Below are 23,856 nucleotides of genomic sequence, written 5' to 3'. Positions count from 1 at the left end.
GAATTAAATAGAATGAGAGATCAATTGTGCATAGAAGAAAAATGTAAAAAAGGAATAGAACTCCATAAAAAGTTTATTGAAGATAATAGAGAGGAGATTAGAAGTTTAGAAGAAGATGAAAAGAATGGTATACAAAGAAAGCCTAAAGATAATATAAGTATTATAGAAGGAAGATATTTAAGGAATTTTATACATGAGATGAACGACATTAGAGCAATGTATTCTTTAGGAGAAGACATTAGCACAATGGAAGTATATTTTTATAATGCAATGGATGATTTAGAGCATACAGGAGCTAGCAAAGTGGGTTATATATATATGCTTTGGATAATTTCTTTAGGAATTTTGTTAGAAACGGATAAAAAGAATATAGAAAGATTAAAAAAGATAGTTGATAAAAAAAATGTGAATGACGCAGTAATTGATTTCCTCTTATGCGCTAGTGATATCGGATACACAAAAATGATGAATAGATATTATAAAGAAAATCCATATGCAAAAACGAGAGAAATTATAGAACTTGCACAAACAGATAAAAAAGAAGCGTCTAAAAGATTACAAACGTACATGGAGAAAGAATGGTTTAGAGGCCATTATGATTATGAATGGAAAAATGCGCATAAAGAACCTGGATATGTAGGATATTGGAGTTTTGAAACGGCAGCGCTTGCAAAAATTTTGGAACTGGATGATACAAGTTTAAAAGATAATAACCATTATCCATATGATTTGGCACATTATAAAAATGAAATGAAATTCAAGCATATAGACCTAAGTGAATATCACTATGAAGATGAGACAGAAGAAATTGAGGAAATAGTAGAAGGAATTGAACATAATCCTGCATTGGAAAACATTATTCCGCCAAAATGGCATTCATTGGTCAATGAATTAATATATGATTATGAGAATATGAATGATAGTAGTTTTTATGAAAAATACAAAAAAACGATAGGAATAGGTCAAGTGTGGTTCTTACCACAAGAGTATGAAGAAGAAAATGAGCAAAAAAATCTATTAGGAAGTTTAATTGTGTTTGCCCTGACGGTAAGAGATTATATATTACAATTGGACTATAAAGAAGATTTAGAGGACTACATCGATAATCTTAAAAATTTCTGGAATGTTTCAGAAACAAAGTTAGTTCAATTTATGTTAGAGAATGATCAAAATTATTATGCATGGGTACCAAAAGAAGTAAATATCCCAAATATGTATGAAGTGAAGATAGAGAGTGTCGATGTAGAGGAAGTTCTATAATAAGCAAATTAAAACATTGTGTATCATGAGTAACGTTGAAAAACTAATTTATACGGAATTTAATGAATTAAGAGGTTAAAAATAGTGGTAGTTTGGAGAATCCAACTGCCACTATTTTTGTGTTTACGAATGGTTCTGTAAATTAAGTAGAGTATTTCAGAGTATATATATTATGTAGGAGAAGTAAATAAGTTAAAGGCGCTAAATAAAATCGGTCATATCGCAAAGACATCAAGTGGAATAAGTACAATTGCTAATGCAGAAAAACTAGCAAAAGAATTGCAGCCTACGCTTGAAATGTTACAATCATTTAAGAAAGAGGCTTCCTATGCATTCTCTAGTGTTGGTGGAACTGTTGTAACCAAAATACCTCAAGGTGAATTAATAGAAGCTTATTATAAGTTTGCGAAATCTAAAGATGGTAGTAAGGGTAAAACTGGTGAAATAGCTAAGGAATCTAGAAAAGTAGCCCAAACATTAGAAGCAGCTAGAGCACAACAACGTACGGTAATAGAATCAGTAGAAAGTGGCGAAGTAGCTTTAAAAACAACGAAGCGTAAAGGAAATTATGGTGAAATGAAGATGGATGACTTTTTTGAAAGTCAAACATATACTAGAATTAGTGATGATCGTGTATTAACATTAGATCAAAAAATTGTTAAGGGAATAGATGGTATATATGAAAATTCATCTCCGCCGCCTAAGTATGTAATAGCGGAGGCTAAGTATAATACTGCGCAACTTTCAAATACAAAAGATGGAAAGCAAATGAGCGAAACATGGATAGATGGTTCTAGACGTTTGGAATCAACTGTTGGAGAAGAAATGGCAGATAAAATTCGAGAAGAAATGCTTTTGAATCCTGAAAATGTACAAAATATACTAATTAATGTTGATAAGGATGGTAATGTGGTTAAAAGCATTTTGGATTCTTCTGGGAAGAAAATAATTGAGTAAGGAGAATGAAATGAGAGATATTTTAAAAAATGAAGATTATTTCGAGGATTATTTAAATAGACAGAATAATAGAATAGAAAAGTATAAAGAATTAGCAATGAAAGTAAAAAATGAAAGACCAAATGATTTAGGTAGTATTAAAAGAGCTTATGGATATATTGAATCAATTTGTATTGATAAATTTAATTGTTTATATTCAATGGGAAGACCTATGGAAGTACTAAGAGATTTTTACCCCGAAATAATTGAGGCGATGAAAAAGGGATGGAGTGGCAAATATAGATATATAGATTTATTGTGGGTTCTTTCTATTGGGATAATGCTAGATGTTTCAAAAGATTATATAATTGAATTAGAAAAGTTGGTAGAAAAAGAGAAATTGAATGATTATTTGATTGATTTTTTATTTAGTTATAAAGATGAAAATTGGGAAGGGAATACCACAGAATTTATCTTTGCAGACCCATATAAATCAATTTATCGTGTGGTCAATGCAAAGAATAAAGAAGAATCAGTAAAGGAATTGAAAGAATATTTAGAGGGAAAATGGTATAAGGGGCATAGTGATACAGGCTGGTATGATTCACATGAAAATAAAAATGATATCTACAATGGTTATTGGAGTTACGAAAGCGGAGCAATCGTAAAGATTTTAAAATTAGATGATTCAAGTTTAAAAAATACTTTATACTACCCTTATGATATGGTGCATTATCAAGGAAAATAAATGTAATAATCCACAGTGTTCAACTTTTTACACTGTGGATTTTTTAGTTTGTGTTAAAGTAGCTATAAGGGTAATGTTGGTAAGGGATCTAGTGAGCTAGAAGTAAGATTGATGCAGAACTAATTAGGAATTATCACTGTTTTTTTATCTAAATATCCATAATATCTAATTGACTGTTAGTAAATTCATCAACATGTTGTTATCAGAATATATTTTTATATATATAAATTGATTTAAGAGTTTAGCTAAATCTTCAATAGGCCATATCACAAAAGGAGCAAAAGCATCAAGTGGAGTAAGTACATTTGCTAATGCAGTAACACTAGCAAAAGAATTGAAGCCTACCCTTGAAATGTTACAATCATTTAAGAGAGATGCTTCTTATGCATTCTCTAGTGTTGGTGGAACTATTGTAACCAAAATATACCTCAAGGCGAATTAATAGAAGCTTATTATAAGTTTGCGAAGTCTAAAGATGGCGGTAAGGGTAAGACTACAGAACCATACGATGTAGTACCGTATAGACCAAGCAATTCACCATTAGAAAATCATCATGGCGTTATGGATGTATGGGCTGAACATAATGTCCCTGATTATGTTAGTAGAGGGGCGAATACTCCAAATATAGCTTTAACTAAAGAGCAACACAATGCTACTAAAGCTGTTTATAGACAATGGCTCTTTGAAAAAACAGGGAAAAAGGTTGGAGGTAAAGTAGATTGGAAATCTGTTTCACCAAAAGAAATACATGAATTGACGGAAAAAATGTTTGATGCTGCGAATGTACCACGTTTAGCTAGACAAGAGTATTATAGGGCCTTTAATCAATATAATTTTAGGGAGTAATTTAGATGGAAAATATTAATCAGTTGATTAAAAAAGTAAAATCATTACCTAATTGTCGAGTTCAGGAGCCTACAAAATTACCGATAGTTGATAAGAATAAGCATATGCTACCAGGTGATTTAAAAGAATTTTATAGTCTTTGTGGTGGTCTAACTTTATTTGAAAATGAGGAATATCCTATTCATATTGTTACCCCAGAGGAGTTTATTTTGGCTAATCCCGTAATTGTAGGAGAGTTATGTGAAGAAGATATTTCATCAAATTGGTATATTATATGCAATGATGGTAAGGGTGAATATTTAACAATAAATCTTAGTGAAGAGAGATTAGGTAGATGTTATGATAGTTTCTTTGATCGACATGGAATAGTTGGGGAGTCGCAAATTATTGCCACTTCATTCACTGACTTACTTGAAAAACTTATTAAGAATAATGGACAATATTGTTATTGGCTAAAGAGTGAATTTGAATCACTGGGTGATGCTTATGATGATCAAGAGTGAAAAGAGAATCTTTAAGTGAGATAGGAAAGTGACAGGGTGTTTGAAAATACGTATTCTATGATGGTTGAACCATTATGGAGTACTATGTGCAATGATAGAAAAGAAAAAGAGGTACGAGCTTAGGCAAGATGATATTTTACTGGGGGATGAATATAAACAGATGGAATGTATATTAAACTAATGAACTCGTACAAATTCGTAAGTTTTAACGTAGTAGTTGGCACGACATAGAAAAGGTAGTTGGAATGGAGAAAATCCAATTGAAGGTCGAGAATATTATGTCGAGTTAGAAATAGGAAATACAGTAGTGTGGGGAGAAGAGTTTTAATATTAGAAATATTATTGGTGTTTATAGCGAAAGTCTATATAAGGCAAGTTGAGGAATGTAGATTGAGTGAGCAAATTCAATAGAAGTGGAGAACATTTATTTGAAAACAATAATCAAAAATATAGGTAATAAAAATATAAAAGCTAAAGTAGAAGAACCTTTAATTTTTCATGCAGAAACACTATTTAATTTATTATCTAAAGTAGAAGATAAATTAATAGATGGATTTTCAATACAAATTGGATGGTCTGTTTATAGTTTATATAAGTATGAAGAGTATTATCAAATTATTACCCGGGATTATACTAAAAATCCTTTTAAAGATAAGACGGAAGACTTAACGATTGCATTATGGGTACAACTTGAGCAATCACATTGCTTACGCCGATTAAATATGGAGGGGGAATTAATAAAATTTAATGATAAGATTGTGATAGCGAAAGACGTGTTGCAACAAGAAGAGTTTTATTTACAAAGATCTAGTGGTTGTGATGAAGATGATTCGGGTTGGTATATAGGTCCTATCAATGAAGAAGTATCAGGAGAATTAGAGACCATATACGCCTACGAATTATTAAAAATGAAACCTGCAATTATTCAAGTACTAGCTTTACCTTATAATTATTTAGTAGTTTTTGAGAAAGACGAAATTAAATCGATTTTAAATGAAAGTGATATTGATATTTGGAGTGAAATAGAAAGATAGTGAATGTATATAAGGTGTTAAATACACAATATGAAAATTACGTGAGTTAAGCACCTCATTGTCAATATACGACAATAGGTGCTTTTTTGCGTGCAATGAAGAAAAAATAAAAGATTTATTTTCACTCTATTTCATCTTCGAATTACATGTTATAATTTGGAAAAAATATATTCTTAATTTTTAGATAATTAAAAGGTGGTAGATTACTATATGAGTACATTAAAGAAAATTACTAATAATATTTCGAAGGTTATTATAGGAAAAGACGAATCGATAGAACTAGCAGCCATTGCTCTAATAGCAAGGGGACATATTTTATTAGAAGATGTACCTGGGACAGGAAAAACAACATTAGCGAAAAGTTTGGCTAAAAGTGTGGACGCTAAATTTCAAAGAATACAATTTACAGCGGATACTTTGCCTGGAGATGTTATTGGTCTTGAATATTTTCATGTAAAGGAATCGGATTTTAAAACAAGGTTAGGACCGATTTTTGCAAATATCGTATTAGTGGATGAAATTAATCGAGCTGTACCGAGAACACAATCTTCGTTACTTGAGGTTATGGAAGAGCGTACTGTTACAATTGCGAAACAGACACATTCATTACCAGAACCTTTTTTAGTTATAGCAACGCAAAATCCACTCGAATCAGCGGGCACATTTCCGTTACCAGATGCTCAGTTAGACCGGTTTTTACTCACAATACGCCAAGGTTATCCTACGAGAGAAGCTGAAAAGGAAATGATGAATCGGTTTCAAATGAATGATCCATTAGAAACGTTACATTCTATTATTTCAAGTGAAGAAATTATTACGATGCAAAAGCGTGCAAGAGAAGTGTTAGTAGGGAATGATGTGCAAGATTATCTCCTTGAAATTATTGAAGCAACTCGTAACCATGAGTTAATTGAAATTGGTGTAAGCCCTCGGGGAACGTTGGCATTTATGAGAGCAATTCAAGCACGGGCAATATTAAATGAAAGAGATTACTGTACGCCAGATGATATTAAGACGCTCGCTGCATCAGTTTGTGCTCATCGTTTAACGTTAACGATTGAGGGAGAGATGAAAACGACGAAAGAACAAATTATGAAAGAAATTCTTCATACGATTAGTGTGCCAGTGGAGAATGTACGATGAATCAACAGCTTGCGTATACACCTTTAGCGGAGCCTTTCGTAATGGGGGTTATGTCAGTTGTAGCCGTTATTTTAAGTGTATTTTCAAGTAATCTACTGTTTTTATCTCTCGTATTTTTATATGTAATTTTAATAGGTGCTATGCATGTATATATACGTAAAGTATCTCGTGTTGAATGGGAATACATTCAAGGGAATTCGAACGTTTTTATAGGTGAAACGAATATGTGCAAAATGAAAATTTCAAACAAGTCGATATTTCCTATTCTTAATATCGTATTTCGATTTAAATGTGAAAATAAGCTAACTTGGAATCATGATGAAATAAACAAAAATCATAGTACAGGTTCAAATTATTATATGAATTTTAATTTAAAAGGAAGGGAGTCAGTTTCATTTGATTTGCAAGCTGTAGCGTTAAAAAGAGGCATCGCGAAATGGGAAGAAGTTGAAATTGTTATTACTGATCTCTTTGGATTTATAACGAACCATATAACATATAAACAAGTTGATACGCCCTCTTATTTAGTCTTACCAGCTGTTCCGAAAATACAAGTTCCTGAATTACAAGAATGGTCACGAGGATTTCGAAAAGCGATGTCTTCACCCTTATATGATGAAACGAAAGTAATGGGAGTAAAGTCTTATGAAAATGAAGATTTTCGTTCCATCCACTGGAGTGCAACAGCGAAAACAGGGACGATAACTGCGAAAAAGTATGAGCGAACACAATGTGATAAATACGCGATTTATCTCAACTTGCAAAATAAAAGTGGTGTTTCTTTGCGAAATGATATAGAGGAACTAATTGAATTAACAGCAGGTATATGCAAACAACTTCTTATGCAAAACTGTTCGTTTGAAGTATGGATCAATAGTGTAAAAGATAACGGTTTGCTACATATAAAAAATGGGGATAATCGGAAACATTTGCAAAATGTATTAAAGGTACTTGCCTCGATATCAGACCAAGATACGCCTATATCTTCTTCTTACTTTTACACAGCAGGCTTTCGTCGAAAGGAACTGGATGCGGTTCCTTTAATTATTGGTACTTCACCAAAGAAATACAGTAGAACGAATAAATGGATTGTAATGAAAGAATAAGAAGGGGCTTATGTCATGGTGAATAAGAAGCGGCATATGAAAGTGAAGTTATGGAGTGTAAGAACTTTAATCATACTTTTCTTTGCGATTAGTGCGATAACGTTATCACAAGGTGTTGTGTATGTACAAGACATAGTAAAAGAGCGTTTTTTCAGTAAGACTAAGACAATATCGGAAAGAAATTATGATTTTACTAGTATAGGTGAAAATTTCGATGATTCCAAAATAGATGAAGATGAATATGAAGAAGTAGAAGATACAGGTATAAGAACGAAAACGGGTAAAAAATTTCAACCTTTCGAAAGAGAAAGTCTATGGAGTGACGTGCTTTCTGTTCTTTCAAATATATGGATTACTATAGCTTTTTATGTGATAATTGCAATATCAATTATATATGCCATCTACAAGTATATTAGGAAAAAATTGACGAAAACAGAAATAGTACAGGAGAAAGAATTGATTACAAAGCACACTGCGGTAAGAAGCATAAAGAATGAAAAAGTCATTCATCAGTTAGAACAGCCGTTACCGACAGATAAGATAAGAAAAACGTTAGTTGAATGGGAAAGAACATTACCATTTCATGAACAGAGAAGATCCTATGAAACGATGCAACAATGGTTAAAAAGAATTTGTAGAACAAGGGATATTATCTCGTTATATGAGTCTGTTCGTTATGGTGAAAAGACGTATACGGATTTAGATGTGGAAGAAATAATGAAGTGGGTAGAGGGAGATGGGAAGGTGGATACATAAATATTCACCTTTTCTTTTTTATATGGAAATTTGATTAACATGAATTATTTTCTTATATGAAACCGTATTCGAATAGGTAAACAAAATTAACTTTATTTACTTATACTTCATTACATGTTAACCTATACTTAATTTTTATAAATTATAATTAATTTTTAATTTTTTAAGGGTGTGAAAATGTAATGAAATCGGTATTAAAAAGCATACTTATTTCCTTTGTTTTTTCAGCAGTAGGTATGTGTTGGTTACTGTACGTATTATTCAAAGGGGACGGAGACTGGTTATTGTCTTGGATAGGTGTATTAATGGCATATTTATCTTTATATACTTTAATAGATTTATATTGTAAAAATACATACGATAAAAAAATAAATAAATGGCTTATAAAAACAGCGGTGACTAGTTTTAGTTTTTCTGTATTAGGAATCTCATTTTGTATCATACATGAGCTATTAACACCATGGAGTCTTAGTTTAATGGTGTGGTATTGGTTGCTAATGTTAGTATTATTTTTAACAACTATAATATCATTAATCAGTTTAGTATTTGTTAATCGTAAAAATCACAATTTCACCGTTGGATATAGAATGCTCATACTTCTAAATGTATTTCTTACACTAGGACCAGTATTATGGCCGCTATTACTTTCTATTATTGGAAATGGTATGAATGCTAGTGCGGGCTGGTAAAAAGGAATATAAATTAGTTGTGTAAAGAATAGGATGAAAAGTTGATATAGAATTTTAAATGTTTAAGAGAACATGTTTACATAAAAAATGAAAACATGTTCTCTTTTTATTTGCATGCATAACTCTTCCTCAGTTTACCGTATTTAAATTTAAACGTAAGCATTTCGTAAGGAATGGATAAGAAAAAAGAGAGATTTATCATATAGGATGAAAGTATAGCTTGAATCAATCCGATATTAATGGAGGAGAGAAAGCCTTATGAAAAAATGTAATTCAATTAAGTTAGCAAGTTTTGCAGTTTTATTAGCGGGTACTGCTCTATTCACACCTGGTTTTACTGTGACTGCAGAGTCAACTCAAAATATTTCTAGTTCGTCACAAGTACATGATCAAAAGAATCGTAATGGCTGGAAACAAGTAATGCAGGAAACAGTACAGCTTGGTGCTGTAGGAATATTAGCTAAGGCGTCTAATAACGGAAAAACTAGTAGTTTTACTGCTGGCGTGGCGGACTTAAGTACAAAGAAACCGGTGAATTCGGATTATCGCTTTCGGATTGGTAGTGTGACGAAGTCGTTTACTGCCACGACTATTCTTCAATTAGTAGGAGAAAAGCGCCTACAACTTGATGATCCAATTGAAAAGTGGCTACCGGGTCTCGTGCAAGGAAATGGGTATGATGGTAATCAAATTACGATACGACAACTTTTGAATCATACGAGTGGTATCGCTGAATACTTAAAGTCAAAAGACGCGGACATAATGAATTCGAAAAAAACGTATACAGCAGAAGAAATAGTGAAAATAGGCCTTTCGCTGCCTCCAGATTTCTCGCCGGGTAAAGACTGGTTGTATTCAAACACAGGATACGTAATACTAGGAATGCTTATTGAAAAAATAACTGGAAATAGTTATGCGGAAGAAATCGAAAAGCGAATTATTGAACCTTTGGACCTATCAAATACGTTTTTACCAGGAAATTCACCCGTCATCCCAGGAAAGAATCATGCTCGTGGATATGTAAAAATGGAAGGAACAGGCGAGTTGAAAGATATTACTTATTATAATCCGAGTTTAGCTAATGCAGCTGGAGATATGATTTCTAATGCGGATGATTTAAATAAGTTCTTTTCATCTTTACTCGGTGGTAAGTTACTGAAGGAACGCGAGCTAAAAGAAATGCTTACTACAGTTCCTATAGAAGGAAAAGGGGTTGGTGACGCATACGGTCTTGGAATCTATGAGACTAAACTTCCAAACGGTGTTTCAGTTTGGGGGCATGGAGGAGGAATTCCTGGATTTACAACTTTTGCTGGGGGAGTAATTGGAGGCAAACATACATTGGCTATCAGTCTCAACTCTATAGGTGGGGTCGATATTGTTCCGCAGTTTAATAAAATGATGCAAATTGAATTTAATAAATAGATGAAAAGAAAGTGAATGGAATTTTGTTATAGTTATATTTAAAAGAGGTGCTTTTTTAAGTTCGCAACTATGGACAGTAGTTGCATTTATGATATGGCATCAATTGTATTTCAAAGTGAAAATCAATCTTAATGCTTACGATAAAAATAAAAAGGATGTCAGTTACATGGCATTCTTTTTATTTTGAAGAAAAGAAATGTGTTTATTTCTGAAAATTGTTATTTTTATAATCTTTTCATATAATGAAAGTAATAGGGGGGATAAAGGGGAGTTATGAATAGATGATACTTTAGTTTGTTAATTATTTCTAATATTAACTAATATAACAGTGGAGTTGAATACAATGGGACAAAATCATTTTAAATGGAGTAATAAGCAATTACGAGAACATGTTGAAGTACTAGATGGCACAAGAAGTCCACACATATTATTAAAGAATGTAACATATTTAAATTCCTATATACGCGAGTGGATGACAGCGCACATTTGGATATATAATGATCGAATTGTATATGTAGGGGAGCAGCTGCCAAAGCAATTAACGGAGTGTGAAGTTGTTGATTGTGAAGGAAAGTATGTCGTACCCGGTTACATAGAACCCCATGCACATCCATATCAGTTGTATAACCCAGAGACGCTAGCGAATCATGCGATGCAGTTTGGGACAACAACTTTTATTAATGATAATTTAACTTTATTTTTCACATTAAAGCGTGAAGAAGCATTTCGTTTATTAGATGAATTCAATAAGATTCCAGCAAGTATGCATTGGTGGTGCCGTTTTGATGGACAGACTGAATTACAAAACGGGGAATCTTTGTTTAATAGTGAAGAAATAGTAGAGTGGCTACAGCATGAAGCGGTGATTCAAGGCGGCGAGCTAACAGCATGGCCCAAATTATTACATGGTGATGATGAAATGTTACATTGGGTGCAGGAAACGAAACGATTACATAAAAAAGTAGAAGGACATTTTCCAGGTGCATCTGAAACGACTTTAGCGAAGTTAAAACTGTTAGGTACAGATTGTGATCATGAGGCGATGACAGGGCAGGAAGCTTTCGCTCGTCTTATGCAAGGTTACACTGTTTCCCTAAGAAATTCTTCAATCCGTCCAGATTTAGAAGTTTTACTGAAAGAATTGTTGGAACTAGGCGTAAAGCAGTTTGATAGATTTATTCTTACTACAGACGGCTCACATCCTTCGTTTTATGCAAATGGAATGACAAACGTTATGATTTCTACCGCGATAAAACAAGGAGTGCCAGTAATAGATGCATACCATATGGCAAGTTATAATATTGCTCGCTATTATAATATGGAGCATGTGCATGGTTCAATTGCGACAGGTAGAATCGCCAATGTCAATATTTTAGAAAGTAAAGAAAATCCGGTGCCAACGAGTGTAATCGCAAAAGGACAATGGGTAAAGCGTGATAGAGTAAACAAAAATGAATCGTTACTTATAGAATGGAGTAACTTCAAAGTAACTCCACTACTGTTAGACTGGACCATAGAAAAAGAGGATATGGTTTTTTCTAATAAAGCAGGTATACACTTATTGAATAACGTTATAACAAAACCATACGTTAGCGAAATCGACTTAGGCCTTAATGAACTGTCTATTGTTCATGATGAATGTTTCCTCATGATGATTGCCCGTGATGGCAGTTGGCGAGTGAATACAGTTGTGAAAGGTTTTGCGAATGAATTAGGTGGCCTTGCTAGTTCTTATTCAGGTACAGGCGATATCATTCTTATTGGAAAGAGTAAAGAAGATATGCTTACAGCTTTTCATAGAGTAAAAGAGCTTGGCGGAGGGATTGTAATTGCTGAAAAGAATGAAGTATTGCACGAAATTGCATTACCATTGCTCGGGATTATGTCGGATGTAAAGATGAGTGAATTAATACAAGAAGAGAAAAAGATGGTGAACTTACTGCAAGCGCGAGGATATGCTTATAACGATCCAGCATTTACGATTTTATTCTTTTCTGCGACGCACTTGCCTTTTATACGAGTAACACCTATAGGATTATATGATGTGAAAAGTAGTAAGGTAGTTGCCCCGCCCGTGAATTTGATAAAGCAATATTAAAAGGAAAGGTCCTATAAAAAATTTATTTTATAGGACCTTTCTCATTTCTAGCATAAGAATATTGTAAGCCTCAAATAATATAGTATCTAAATCATTTGAGGTGATATGTAATTATGAAAAAAATATTGTACATCTTAAGCATATTTATTTTGTGTGTATCGATACAACACGTTGTACATTCTCAAACAGATGCACCAAAGTTAACTTCAGATTGTCTCGAAGAAAGTAAAATTCGGGATGAAAAGTATGTGGAAAATATTATGAAGGACATTAAATCCGTATTTCATTTGGATTTTGATGAAGGTGGCTTTTGGGAAGTTAATAAAAGAGATTTAGAAGCTGCACATTTAATGTATGGTGGTCGGATTGATGATACGTATTATAATTCGTTAACTAAAGTTTTTGAAAGTGGTGGATATAGAGGAGAGCCAAGATTGTTTGTAAAGCCGCTTGAAGCATTTTTACTCTATAAAGAAATAGACGATACAAATGTGATAAAACACCTTGAACTTGAAAAAGGGGAATGGGTTGTTACTGAAACGCAAAAGAAGCAAGGGGAAATAGTGGAATACAAACCGTTGCAATGTGAAAAAGATTATTTGAAAAAGAGATATGAGTATCATAATCCCAAATGAAATAACGGAAATTTTGAAGGAGAAAAATTTCGTTAATACTTGTAAATGAGGCGGTAGAAATTCCTAGTAATTTCGCCATAAAAAAAACGTCATTTTATAGATTAAAAATGACGTTTTTTTTATTCTCAAAGCTTTTGTATTGCTCTCTCAATTTTATTCACCAAATCAGCTGACACTTTATGAAAATACCCCAAAACTACCTTTCGAATATCATCGGATATAACTTTCAAATCACTAGCTAAGTTTTCAGCGAGATGTTCTTTTTCTATCGGCTGTAACTTCGTATAAAATTCACCAGCCTGCGTAAAGTCATTTTGTTTTGTTATAGAAGTTCTTTCAAGTTTACCTTCAACGTATCTTCCGTCACCGCTCGTTATTTGCTTAGTCGGTGTCCAATCTTGCTGCTGGTTAATCGTTAATTTGCGAAATTCGGGACCAATTCTTCTTCGTTGTGAATCACTGTAAATATTAGCGCGCCCTTGCAGCATTTTATCATCTGATAGTTCTGCACCATCCAGTAAATTAGAAGGGGAAAATGCGACTTTTTCTACTTGTTCCATAAAATTTTCAGGATTTTTATCTAATACCATTTTCCCGACTGGTATGAGAGGATACGTCTGTTCATCCCATACTTTTGTGTCATCTAAAGGATCATAAGATAGGTAAGCTTCATCTTTCGGATCCATGAGCTGGACGTATAAACCATACTCCAATGGTTTACCATTTTCAATAGCATCATATAAATCTTTCCCGCTATAATCAGGATTTTCAGCAGCTAGTTTAATTGCTTCTTTACTAGTAATGTACTGTACACCTTCAAATGGGTACCAATGATACTTTACATACTTTCGATTACCTTCCGCATTTCTCCATACATATGTATTAACACTATGTCCTGGAATGTGGCGAAGACTTTTGGCCGTACCATTATTAGAGTATAAACGGACAACAAAATGAATAGATTCAGGTGCTTTAGCGACAAAACTCCAAAATCTATTAGGGTCTATTAAGTTATTTTTAGGTGAAGGCAATAATGCTTGAATCGTTTCAGGGAAACGCATCGGATCACGAACAGAAAAAACAGGGATGTGATTGCATAAAAGGTCAAAAATGCCTTCTTTCGTATAAAATTTTGTGGAAAAACCGCGTACATTTCTAGAAGTATCCGGTGTTCCTTTCGTACTAACAGCTAACGAAAATCGCACCATTACAGGAACTTTCTCATTAGAATTTTGTAAAAAACTTAATTTAGTATGTTCAGACATCGAATATATCGTTTGAAAATAACCGAACGCACCAAATCCTTTTACATGAACAGGTCTTTCTAAAATTTTTTCATGAATAAATTCTTGTAATGACTCATGCAGTACACTATCTTGCTCTAGTACGGGTCCACGTGAACCAACTGTTTGAGAGTGAAGTTTAGCTTGTTCATTACGTTCGTCATTTTCATTAAAGTCTTTCCCTAGTATAGATTGCCCCTGTTTATCATAGTTTTCATCCATCGATATAGCCTCCAAATCTTTTTTGTCCATTGTTACTAAATATGATTCTATAGCCTTAATTATGTATGACACGCACAGTTCAAAGCAGTAACATACCGCTAGATGAAAAAAACACATATGTAGTGGACCTGTTGAAATAGAAGAAATTATGGAAAAATGAATATCGGGAAGAGAAAGCACACGTTTTACTAAAAATGTGGAAGAAAACCACTATTAAAATTTCAATCTTAAAACTTAATTTATAAACGATTATATAGAGAATGAACGTTAAAAAAGGGAAAATAACTAGGAGGAATTTAGCATGTCGGATTGGTTTCAATTAGATAAAGAATATATGATGTCTACATATTGTCGTACAGAGGTTGCAATGGAAAGGGGAGAAGGGTGTAAACTGTATGATGTAGATGGTAAAGAGTATTTAGATTTATTTTCTGGCGTAGGAGTAAATGTATTAGGATATAATCATCCTAAAATTGTACAAACGACAATGGAGCAAGTTGCGAAATCGTTGCATTTACCGTTTCATTTTTTAAACCCAGTTGCAATTGAGTATGCAAAGAAATTAGTAGGTTGTACTTTAAAAAGCGGAAAAGTCTTTTTTACAAACTCTGGTACGGAAGCGACAGAAACGACATTAAAATTAATTGATAAATATAGATCTATTGCGAATGAAGAGCGTGATGGAGTAGTTGTGTTAAAAGATAGTTTTCACGGGAGGACGTTAGGGGCACTACATTTTACGAGACAAGAAAAGGTATATCAAAATTTTCCTAAAACATCTATTCCTGTATATGAAGTAGAGCGCGAGAATATAGACCAATTAGAAGAAACCATTATTAAAGAAAATCCAATTGCGATTATGCTAGAGCCTGTTTTAGGTAGCGGGGGGATTTATCCTTTATCAAGTGAATATTTACATGGTGTTCAAAATTTATGTAAAAAATATAATGTACTTCTTGTCGTTGATGAAGTTCAAAGTGGAATGGGTCGAACGGGAAAACTATTTGCTTATCAAAATTTTAATATTACACCGGACATTATTCAAATCGGTAAAGGAGCAGGAGGCGGGATACCGCTAGGGGGAATTATTGTAGGTGAAAAGTTATGTGATGTATTTTCACCAGGAGATCACGGGACAACGTTTGCTCACTCATCAATGGGAACAGCATTAGGTTTAACTGTATTAAATACATTACTTGATGATGGGTTAATGCAAGAAGCTTATGAAACGTCACTATATTTAAATGACAAACTGCAAGACATTCAGAAAGAAAATTCTTATTATATTCAGGAAGTGCGTCATGCGGGGATGATGTTTGGGATAAGTGTGAATGACACGAATGAAAATGTGAAGAAATTACAGATTGAGTTAATGAATAAAGGGATGTTGGTCGATGTAACACAAGGGAATATTATTCGATTACTTCCGCCGTATATTATTACGAAAGAGGAAATTGACGCATTCACTTATGAGTTTATTTCCTGTGTTCATAACATAGCTGCTACAGCAAGTATTTAAAAAAATATAAAAAAATATAAAAAAATATAAAAAGCTAAAGAAGCCGCTATTTTAGCGGCTTCTTTAGCTTTTTAAAATAGTAAATTACTTAACATAGAGAGCATCTCATTGGACAAATAATTAATTATGTGAAACAATAATAACAGATAAGGAGACGTTAATTTTCCTTAAGTGCTTCGAATTAATTTTATTCAATAAGAGAAGGTGTGCTTAAAGAAGTTAAATTAAATAAGGAGCTGTTTTATTATATGCAACAAAATAATGATTTAAATTTTGAACCTCAAGACGTTAATATTGTCAATCCTAAACAAGCCAGGAAAGCAGTAATTGCTACTGGTATAGGAAACGCAATGGAGTGGTTTGACTTCGGATTATACGCGTATTTAGCGGTTATTTTAAGTCAATTATTCTTCTCAGGTGTTGATAATAGTGGATTGCAGCTTGTACTTACATTCGGTACATTTGCAGCAGCCTTTCTCGTTCGACCAATCGGAGGTGTATTCTTTGGTAGAATAGGAGATAAGTACGGCCGAAAAATCGTGTTAAGTACTACTATTATTTTAATGGCACTTTCTACATTATTCATCGCATTACTACCAACCTATGAACAAATTGGTGTATGGGCACCAATACTACTTTTAGTTGCCCGAATGATTCAAGGCTTCTCTACAGGCGGCGAATATTCAGGTGCAATGGTTTATATCGCAGAATCTTCTCCAGATAAAAAGCGTGGTATACTCGGTAGTGGTCTTGAAATTGGAACACTCTCAGGTTACATTGCTGCATCGGTAATTGTTACCATTTTGACGTTATTGTTAACAGATGAGCAAATGCTCAGCTGGGGATGGCGTATTCCGTTCTTAGTAGCTGCACCAATTGGTTTGGTCGGTTTATACTTACGCCGTCATCTAGATGAATCTCCAATCTTTGAAGAGATGGAAAAAGCACAAGAGGAATCTGAAGACAATGAACAATTTTCATTTATGGATATTATTAAATATCACAAAAAAGACTTCTTATTAAGCACAGTAATTGTCGCCTTCTTTAATATTACAAATTATATGATTCTTTCGTATATTCCTTCTTATCTAACTCAAGTACTTAAAGTCGAAGAAACAACAGGCTTATTAATTATTTCTATTACGATGGCACTTATGATTCCACTAGCACTATATTTTGGTAAGTTAAGTGATAAAATTGGTAATAAACGCGTTGTGCAAATTGGTTTACTTGGTTTAACTGTATTTGCAATTCCAGCATTTTTACTAATAGGTAACGGACATATTGCAGCTATATTTGCAGGTATTTTCGTACTAGGTTTCTTCTTAAGTGTATATGAAGGAACATTACCTTCATTATTACCATCACTCTTTTTCACCGATGTACGTTATCGAGCACTTTCGATCTCATTTAATATTTCTGTATCGATATTCGGTGGAACAACACCGCTCGTATGTTCATACTTAGTTCATGCAACTGGTAACCCGCTCGCACCGGCATTTTATTTAGCAGGTGTAAGTATTATTGGATTAGTTGTATTTAGTGTACTATTTGTTACGACTTCAGGGCGTGCGCTAAAAGGTTCATATCCTACAGTAGAAACGAAAAAAGAAGCACACCTAATCGCTAAAGAAGACCCTGAAGAAACACTTTGGTGGCATGAAGAGTCATTAGAAATTGAAGCAGGGAAGAATGCTTCCATTTAAAAAGCAACGTAGAAGTATAAAAAGACTCCTATGAATAAATAACGGGTTCAGTTACGGGAGAGAAAATATAAAATAACAAACAAAAAAGGGATGTAAATCACATATGATTTAGCATCCCTTTTTATATTGTTATTAAAATGTTTAAGCACTTTTATGTACTCTTGCTATTTTATATACTAAAACCATTGCTAAATTGGTTGTCTAGAAAGACCTTTAATGATAGCTCGTGGAGATGGTAAAAGTTATATCCATTCTAATTTTAATCCAAAATACGCACAAATGGCTCTAACGATAATTCGAACCCATTATAACTTTTGTATACCATTTACCACAAACGAAGGGAAAAAGAAAACAGTAAAAACACCAGTATAACGATTGGGTATTACTGGAAAACAGTTTGATTTAAAAGATATAATTTAATTTAGATAGTTCACTCAAATAATGGTGGACTATATTTTTTAAAAGGTAAATGGAAAATTACGTTAAAATAATTATAGAGATTGTGAAAAAATGTTCTTAAACTAACGGTCAGGTTACTTTAAGCAGGATTTTTCAAAGGAAATGGTGAATATCATATTTTGAAGGGGTGATTGCAGTGAAGTAAGTGATTTTTTTATCTTGGTTAAATACTTTGAAGAAAGGGATTTATAATTATGAACACAAAACTAATAATAGTAGAAGGTTTACCTGGATTTGGAAAATCAACCACTGCAAAGCTAATAAATGAAATTCTAAGCCAAAATAAAATTGAAGTTGAACTATTTTTAGAGGGAAATTTGAACCATCCAGCCGACTATGATGGTGTATCTTGTTTTAATAAATTTGAATTTGATAGATTATTATCTAACAGTGGAGATTTTAAAGAAGTGCTTCTTAAAAGAGTTCTAAAAAAAGGAAGCAATTATTTATTACCATACAGAAAGATAAAAAATGAGTTTGGTGATCAGTTTTCGGACGAATTATTTAACGATATTTCAAAAAACGATATATATGAATTGTCATTCGATAAAAATGTTGAATTAATTGCTGACAAATGGAATGACTTTACTGAAAGTGCTCTAGAAGACAATAAGGTTTATATCTTTGAATGTTGTTTCATACAAAACTCATTAACTATTGGGATGATTAAATATGGTGAACAAAAAGAAAAAATAATAAATTATGTAATGAAAGTTGCAAAAATTATAGAGAATTTAAATCCAATGTTATTGTATGTAGAACAAGATAATCTTGAATTTTCATTTAGGAAGGCACTAAAAGAAAGAACTCCAGAATGGTCCACAGGAATCGTCGACTATTACACTAACCAAGGCTATGGGAAAGAACATAACCATTCAGGTGTAGAAGGAGCGATAAAAGTTCTTGAAGCTAGAAGGAATTTAGAATTAGAAATATTCGATATGTTAAAAATGAAAAAAGAAAAAATCAATAATACAAAATATGAAATTGACTCATATAGCTCAATGTTAAAAGATAAGTTAACAATACAAATGGTGAAATAGCTTTTTGCACTAACTGGTACTTTAGTTGAAGAAGGAAATGAAAACGCTCAGAATATTTTCTGAGCGTTTTAGTTTGCTATTTATAATGCGAAATACATACAAATTATTGTGTTATTTCTAATGGTTATTAGCATTTTTCTCTCCCTAAACTGAGCACATGAATGAAAAAATAGGAGTCTTTTGTTGTCTTATTTCTTTCTTTTCTTCAAATGTTTTTGATATGCATAAAGCTTATGAATCTCTTCCTTAAATTCATGCAGAAGTACAATGCTTTTACCATTTGAATAACGCACCGTATTATAAGCATCTATAATAATATCACTTTGAATATTTACATCTTCTTCATCATGTATTCTTTCTAGCCAAGCCTCAACAGTTTCTCCCCGTTTTCTATTTAAAGGAGGGGTTAACTTACTCTCTAGCTTGAAAATTTCCTTCCGAATTTCGTTATGTGGCGGTTTATTTCGTTTAAAACGATTTTGGCTCATTCCTTCTTTATCAGTAATGATAGTAGATTCGAAGACGTGCATATTTGGTAAACTTAAATGTTTTCGTTTTTTTACTATTTTCCAAACGACGTAAATAGCGATAGCTGTACAGACTATTATTGTAGCGCTATTTATGAGTATTGGATCAAAATCAGGAATTTTTTTTCCGTCTTCAATTTTGGGTTTTAAGAGATGTCCTTTATTTGCCCAAACATCTTCAGTATCTTTTAATTCCGCTGCTTTAATTAATGGCATTAAAGCATAGCCGATGCCTAATGCGACTACTTCCGTTATAAAACCAAAAATAAGTCGAATGAAAGGAAATATTTGAACAATTAATATACTCATTAAGCCAATCGTAATGATAGAAGCAAAACGTAATAGTTGTTGTTTGCGATTTGCCCCGGTTAACCAAAATGTAATCATAAGATGCAAGGCTAACATTAATAGTTTCCACAACGGTGGAAAGGGTGCATAAAATATAACTGAAACGACAAACCATACAATACCACCTAAAGATTTTTGAACTGGATATCCAGGTCCGACCACATGTACGATAAAGAAAAATAGTGGTAATATGATTGTGCCAAAAAGAGAAAAAGGTAAAAATAAAGAGAAAAGAACGATTTGAAGAACTAAAAGTATTACAAATCCTGTTGTTTTTTTCTGCATAAATTTATGAATAAGAAATACTCCAATATAGCCTGTTGTTAAAAATATTGCAATACTAATTAGTTCATCTCTTTCTGTTAATAATGAAAGCAGGAGGAGCAGAATGAAATCATGAATGTGATATAGCCAAGTTTTCAACCGATTCCACCATCCCTTCACTAGTAATGAGAAACGTTGGCTGCGAGAGAAGAGGGAGTTCATTTCTTTGTAAACCAATGTATATCATTGTAGACGATCGTTCTCTCTTTCTCGTTACATAATGAAGGAATCCTTGTTTCGGAAGTAACGTACTATCATCTGAAATACGGGCTAATTCTTCTAAAGCTTTTGCATATTGCGTTTGCCCTTCATGTAACGATAAATGTAATGCACCACCTTCTGCTAATACACTAATAAATAATTCAAACGGTATTTGATGCTTCGTTGCATATTGGCAAATGTATGTTGCGAATGAAATTAAATCTTCAACATTATCTTTCCAACCAAATCCACGATCGGCAGCTAAAGAAAGACAAATCGTCCAACTATAATTTTTTACAGGTTCATATTGCTTCGCTTGTAATTCCTGCATTTTAGCAGATGCCTTCCAATGAATAGAACGGAATGATTCACGTTCATAGCGTTTTACACCTATAATAGATGTTTCGTCATTGTAAAAAGAAAAATTCGTTTGATAGGATCCGATTAAAAGTTGCTGAAGTTCTTGCAAACCTGCTACTTCTTTAGGAGAAGGATACACAATAATTTCAGTCCTTAATTTATCAAAAACAGGTAAATGTACAGTTAATAGATGAAATGGATCTTTTAATACACATTCAAACTGTTCAATTTGAAACACCCCACGCTTCGTAGCGGTTAATGTTAAATCCCATTTTTGTGCCGAATGTGCAGGTTGTGAAAATGGGAAAGAGAATAACGTTTTTGATATTTGTTCAATGCCTTGCTCTTTATGCGGTATAAGGGACGAATTTAAATGAAAGTAACAAACACCATTAACGAGCGGTATGCTGGCTCCATTTTTTAAATGAATAAAAAACTGTCCAGATTCCTCAGGAAAAAGCCGTGTAGTTTGTTTCTCATTTATGATTTGAAACTTCTTCTCTATGAAAGCGACATATTTATAAATAAAAATCGCAAATATATAATAGAAGAAAAAGAGAAACATAAGCATTCGTTGCGGGAAAAAGAATGTGAAAAGTAACGCGATTGGAACGGTTAGTTGAATAATATGAAGTTGAAAAAATAAAGGTACAGTTACAACGCGCTGTCCATTCATGCTTGCTCAATCTCCACGGGTACATCAACTTCTTTTAAAATACTTTGCATAATATCATTTTTTGTCGTACGTAATGCACCTTCCATTGATAAGACGATACGGTGATTCCAAACAGAAGGAACTAACAATTGTATATCTTCTGGTGTGCAATATTCTCTCCCATGTAAAAAGGCTAAAGCTTGAACAGCACGTACTAAAGCTAATGTGGCACGTGGGCTTACACCGTTAGCGATATAATCATGATTTCTTGTAGCATGAGCAAGTTTAATAATGTAATGTTCTAACGGTTCCGAAACAAATATTTCTTTTACTCGTTTTTGAGCTTCTAAAATATCTTCTAATGAGATGACAGATGTGACACTTTCTAATGGTAAATCGTTCCGAAAACGTCGCATCATTTGTAACTCATCTTTAGGAGTTGGATAACCAATTGAAATCGTCATTAAAAAGCGATCAAGCTGTGCATCTGGAAGAGGGAAAGTCCCTTGTGATTCGATTGGGTTTTGCGTCGCAATAACAAAGAATGGTTTCGGCAGAGGCGTAGATTTTTTTTCGAGCGTCACTTGTCGTTCTTCCATCGCTTCTAACAAACTCGACTGCGTTCTCGGCATTGCACGGTTAATTTCATCTGCTAGCAAAATGTTTGTCATAACCGGTCCAATTCTTAATTCGAATTCGCTTGTTTTTGGGTTGAAGTATTCAATACCTGTTACATCACTTGGAAGTACATCAGGGGTGAATTGAACGCGAGAAAAACTACCACCAATACTTTTGGAAATGGTTTTCGCCAGTAACGTTTTCCCAGTACCAGGCACGTCTTCGAGTAGTGCATGTCCATCAGCAAGAAGTGAAACGAGCAGTAGATCAATAACATTTTCTTTCCCAACAAACACAGATCCGATGTTTTCTTTCAATTTATGTATCATATGTACCATTCCTTTCATTATAAAAGAGCTAATATTTCTATATTTTAACAAATTATTCAGAAAATTTGTATGGTTTTTTAATTCAAAGAAATGGATATTTAATTATTAAATTACTCTTGCATATTTTGGAATATGATTATACAATATCGATATGTGATGTATCGCAAGTCGATATATCATAAGGCGATGCATCGGAGGTAGTTATAATGAATGCGAAGGCGCAAAAATATATTCCGTTAACTGAGGCGACATATTACATACTGTTATCACTAGTGAAACCAATGCACGGATATGGAATTATGCAAATGGTAGAAGAGATGACAAATGGGGAAGTAAAGCTTGGTCCTGGTACTTTATACGGGAATACGACGAAGTTACTAAAAGAGAAGTTAATTGTTGAAGTTGCCTCTACAGATAGAAAGAAGTGCTATGAGTTAACGCCGTTTGGGAGAGAAGTGCTGGAACTGGAGTACAACAGATTACAGCGGTCTGTAAAGAATGGAAACAGTATATTAGGGGAGTGAATGGAAGATGGAGACAAAGAAGATATTCAAACCTTTCGCAGTATGGAGCTTAGAAAAAGAAGAAGCGTATTTACGTAAAATGCATCAACAAGGCTGGGCGTTACAAAAGTATAACGTAATGTATAGGTTTAAGAAAACTGAGCCGAAAGATGTAGTATATAAAGCAGACTTTAGATTAGAGTATAAAGATTCGACAGAAAAACAAAAAGAATATATCGAAATATATGAAATGTGTGGTTGGAAACATGTAACGAGTTTTGCGAAGTGGAATTACTTTTGTAAAGAAGTAGAAGAGGAAAATGAGTTACCTGATATTTATTCAGACAAAGAAACGAAGATACAAAAACTTGTTGAATTGATACAGTTCGTTGCAATTATGTTTGTAATGTTAATTCCAGTGCTTTACTTATGTTTTCTTGGAGTATCAGAATCAGGATTATATAAAGGTATGGTAGGGTTTTTAGTTTGTATATATTTATATGCGTTTATTAATTTATTTAGGAAGATTAAAAAGTTAAAAAAGGAAATATTTTAACAAAGAGTGATATTCTTAGAGAAG

Annotated in this window: 21 protein-coding genes and 1 pseudogene; 18 read left to right on the top strand and 4 right to left on the bottom strand. The window is 33.1% G+C overall.

The genetic code is table 11. From position 1 onward, the window contains the following. The first annotated feature begins 12 nt into the window (after window positions 1-12). The 13 genes and pseudogenes from AC0ONG_RS13635 to AC0ONG_RS13575 all read left to right on the top strand — a co-directional run bounded on the left by AC0ONG_RS13635 (window position 13) and on the right by AC0ONG_RS13575 (window position 13,179). On the top strand, window positions 13-1,260 hold the full coding sequence (locus AC0ONG_RS13635; RefSeq protein WP_136997160.1) for a PoNi-like cognate immunity protein: 1,248 nt from the start codon (window positions 13-15) through the stop codon (window positions 1,258-1,260). 297 nt (window positions 1,261-1,557) lie between these two features. Beyond that, window positions 1,558-2,217, top strand: a complete 660-nt coding sequence (locus AC0ONG_RS13630; protein WP_000941894.1) for a hypothetical protein — start codon at window positions 1,558-1,560, stop codon at window positions 2,215-2,217. A 10-nt stretch (window positions 2,218-2,227) separates the two neighbouring features. Then, a complete protein-coding gene (locus tag AC0ONG_RS13625; protein WP_001204727.1) occupies window positions 2,228-2,944 on the top strand; it encodes a PoNe immunity protein domain-containing protein in 717 nt (238 codons plus the stop codon). A 420-nt stretch (window positions 2,945-3,364) separates the two neighbouring features. Then, window positions 3,365-3,790, top strand: a pseudogene (locus AC0ONG_RS13620) (sugar-binding protein); the annotation flags it as partial. A 5-nt stretch (window positions 3,791-3,795) separates the two neighbouring features. Further along, window positions 3,796-4,293, top strand: a complete 498-nt coding sequence (locus AC0ONG_RS13615; protein WP_000427921.1) for an SMI1/KNR4 family protein — start codon at window positions 3,796-3,798, stop codon at window positions 4,291-4,293. A 428-nt stretch (window positions 4,294-4,721) separates the two neighbouring features. Further along, window positions 4,722-5,327 (top strand): immunity protein Imm33 domain-containing protein, encoded by a 606-nt coding sequence (locus AC0ONG_RS13610; RefSeq protein ID WP_000848818.1) that lies wholly within the window; start codon window positions 4,722-4,724, stop codon window positions 5,325-5,327. A 210-nt stretch (window positions 5,328-5,537) separates the two neighbouring features. Further along, window positions 5,538-6,470, top strand: coding sequence for an AAA family ATPase (locus tag AC0ONG_RS13605; RefSeq protein WP_000105669.1), 933 nt, complete (start codon window positions 5,538-5,540; stop codon window positions 6,468-6,470). Next, the gene (locus AC0ONG_RS13600; RefSeq protein ID WP_001075774.1) at window positions 6,467-7,576 is read left to right on the top strand and encodes a DUF58 domain-containing protein; all 1,110 of its coding nucleotides are present in this window, start codon (window positions 6,467-6,469) and stop codon (window positions 7,574-7,576) included. Before AC0ONG_RS13605 ends, AC0ONG_RS13600 begins: the two co-directional genes overlap by 4 nt. Window positions 7,577-7,591: 15 nt before the next feature. Further along, a complete protein-coding gene (locus tag AC0ONG_RS13595) occupies window positions 7,592-8,332 on the top strand; it encodes a hypothetical protein (RefSeq protein ID WP_000247505.1) in 741 nt (246 codons plus the stop codon). 182 nt (window positions 8,333-8,514) lie between these two features. Continuing rightward, window positions 8,515-9,021, top strand: a complete 507-nt coding sequence (locus tag AC0ONG_RS13590; RefSeq protein WP_000843833.1) for a DUF3902 family protein — start codon at window positions 8,515-8,517, stop codon at window positions 9,019-9,021. A gap of 258 nt (window positions 9,022-9,279) precedes the next feature. Then, window positions 9,280-10,446, top strand: a complete 1,167-nt coding sequence (locus AC0ONG_RS13585; RefSeq protein WP_000710633.1) for a serine hydrolase domain-containing protein — start codon at window positions 9,280-9,282, stop codon at window positions 10,444-10,446. A 343-nt stretch (window positions 10,447-10,789) separates the two neighbouring features. Next, entirely contained in the window at window positions 10,790-12,544 is a 1,755-nt protein-coding gene (locus AC0ONG_RS13580; RefSeq protein WP_000531324.1) for an adenine deaminase C-terminal domain-containing protein, read from the top strand. Between the two features lie 113 nt (window positions 12,545-12,657). Beyond that, window positions 12,658-13,179 carry a hypothetical protein gene (locus tag AC0ONG_RS13575; RefSeq protein ID WP_000723218.1) on the top strand — a complete coding sequence of 174 codons (522 nt, stop codon included), beginning with the start codon at window positions 12,658-12,660 and terminating at the stop codon, window positions 13,177-13,179. A gap of 125 nt (window positions 13,180-13,304) precedes the next feature. Here AC0ONG_RS13575 and AC0ONG_RS13570 read toward each other — a convergent pair whose 3' ends face one another. Then, the gene (locus AC0ONG_RS13570) at window positions 13,305-14,684 is read right to left on the bottom strand and encodes a catalase (protein ID WP_153599250.1); all 1,380 of its coding nucleotides are present in this window, start codon (window positions 14,682-14,684) and stop codon (window positions 13,305-13,307) included. A 301-nt stretch (window positions 14,685-14,985) separates the two neighbouring features. Here AC0ONG_RS13570 and AC0ONG_RS13565 point away from each other — a divergent pair, with 301 nt between their 5' ends. The 3 genes from AC0ONG_RS13565 (at window position 14,986) to AC0ONG_RS13555 (ending at window position 19,411) form a co-directional block, all read left to right on the top strand. Continuing rightward, window positions 14,986-16,203, top strand: a complete 1,218-nt coding sequence (locus AC0ONG_RS13565) for an aspartate aminotransferase family protein (RefSeq protein ID WP_001286468.1) — start codon at window positions 14,986-14,988, stop codon at window positions 16,201-16,203. A 248-nt stretch (window positions 16,204-16,451) separates the two neighbouring features. Beyond that, window positions 16,452-17,909 (top strand): MFS transporter, encoded by a 1,458-nt coding sequence (locus AC0ONG_RS13560; protein ID WP_001186930.1) that lies wholly within the window; start codon window positions 16,452-16,454, stop codon window positions 17,907-17,909. Window positions 17,910-18,562: 653 nt separating this feature from the next. Further along, a complete protein-coding gene (locus AC0ONG_RS13555) occupies window positions 18,563-19,411 on the top strand; it encodes a P-loop NTPase family protein (protein ID WP_001093193.1) in 849 nt (282 codons plus the stop codon). A gap of 188 nt (window positions 19,412-19,599) precedes the next feature. On the opposite strand, the gene AC0ONG_RS13550 is transcribed toward AC0ONG_RS13555, so the two are convergent. Genes AC0ONG_RS13550 through AC0ONG_RS13540 form a run of 3 tightly spaced genes read right to left on the bottom strand, consistent with a single transcriptional unit; the run spans window position 19,600 to window position 22,773 of the window. Beyond that, window positions 19,600-20,709 carry a DUF4018 domain-containing protein gene (locus AC0ONG_RS13550; RefSeq protein ID WP_086398350.1) on the bottom strand — a complete coding sequence of 370 codons (1,110 nt, stop codon included), beginning with the start codon at window positions 20,707-20,709 and terminating at the stop codon, window positions 19,600-19,602. Beyond that, a complete protein-coding gene (locus AC0ONG_RS13545; protein ID WP_001014386.1) occupies window positions 20,681-21,847 on the bottom strand; it encodes a DUF58 domain-containing protein in 1,167 nt (388 codons plus the stop codon). Before AC0ONG_RS13545 ends, AC0ONG_RS13550 begins: the two co-directional genes overlap by 29 nt. Beyond that, complete coding sequence (locus AC0ONG_RS13540; protein ID WP_000581417.1) at window positions 21,844-22,773, bottom strand: AAA family ATPase; 930 nt, start codon at window positions 22,771-22,773, stop codon at window positions 21,844-21,846. Before AC0ONG_RS13540 ends, AC0ONG_RS13545 begins: the two co-directional genes overlap by 4 nt. 206 nt (window positions 22,774-22,979) lie before the next feature. Between AC0ONG_RS13540 and AC0ONG_RS13535 the strand changes: the two genes are divergently transcribed. Both AC0ONG_RS13535 and AC0ONG_RS13530 read left to right on the top strand, forming a co-directional pair. Then, window positions 22,980-23,297 (top strand): PadR family transcriptional regulator, encoded by a 318-nt coding sequence (locus AC0ONG_RS13535; protein WP_000991890.1) that lies wholly within the window; start codon window positions 22,980-22,982, stop codon window positions 23,295-23,297. Between the two features lie 7 nt (window positions 23,298-23,304). Next, a complete protein-coding gene (locus AC0ONG_RS13530; RefSeq protein ID WP_000448309.1) occupies window positions 23,305-23,832 on the top strand; it encodes a DUF2812 domain-containing protein in 528 nt (175 codons plus the stop codon). Window positions 23,833-23,856: the final 24 nt, after the last annotated feature.

The sequence above is a fragment of the Bacillus sp. TCT6 genome, from assembly GCF_056033845.1.
The sequence above is the reverse complement of the archived record's forward strand: the minus strand, read 5'-3'. Positions and strand labels throughout refer to the sequence as shown.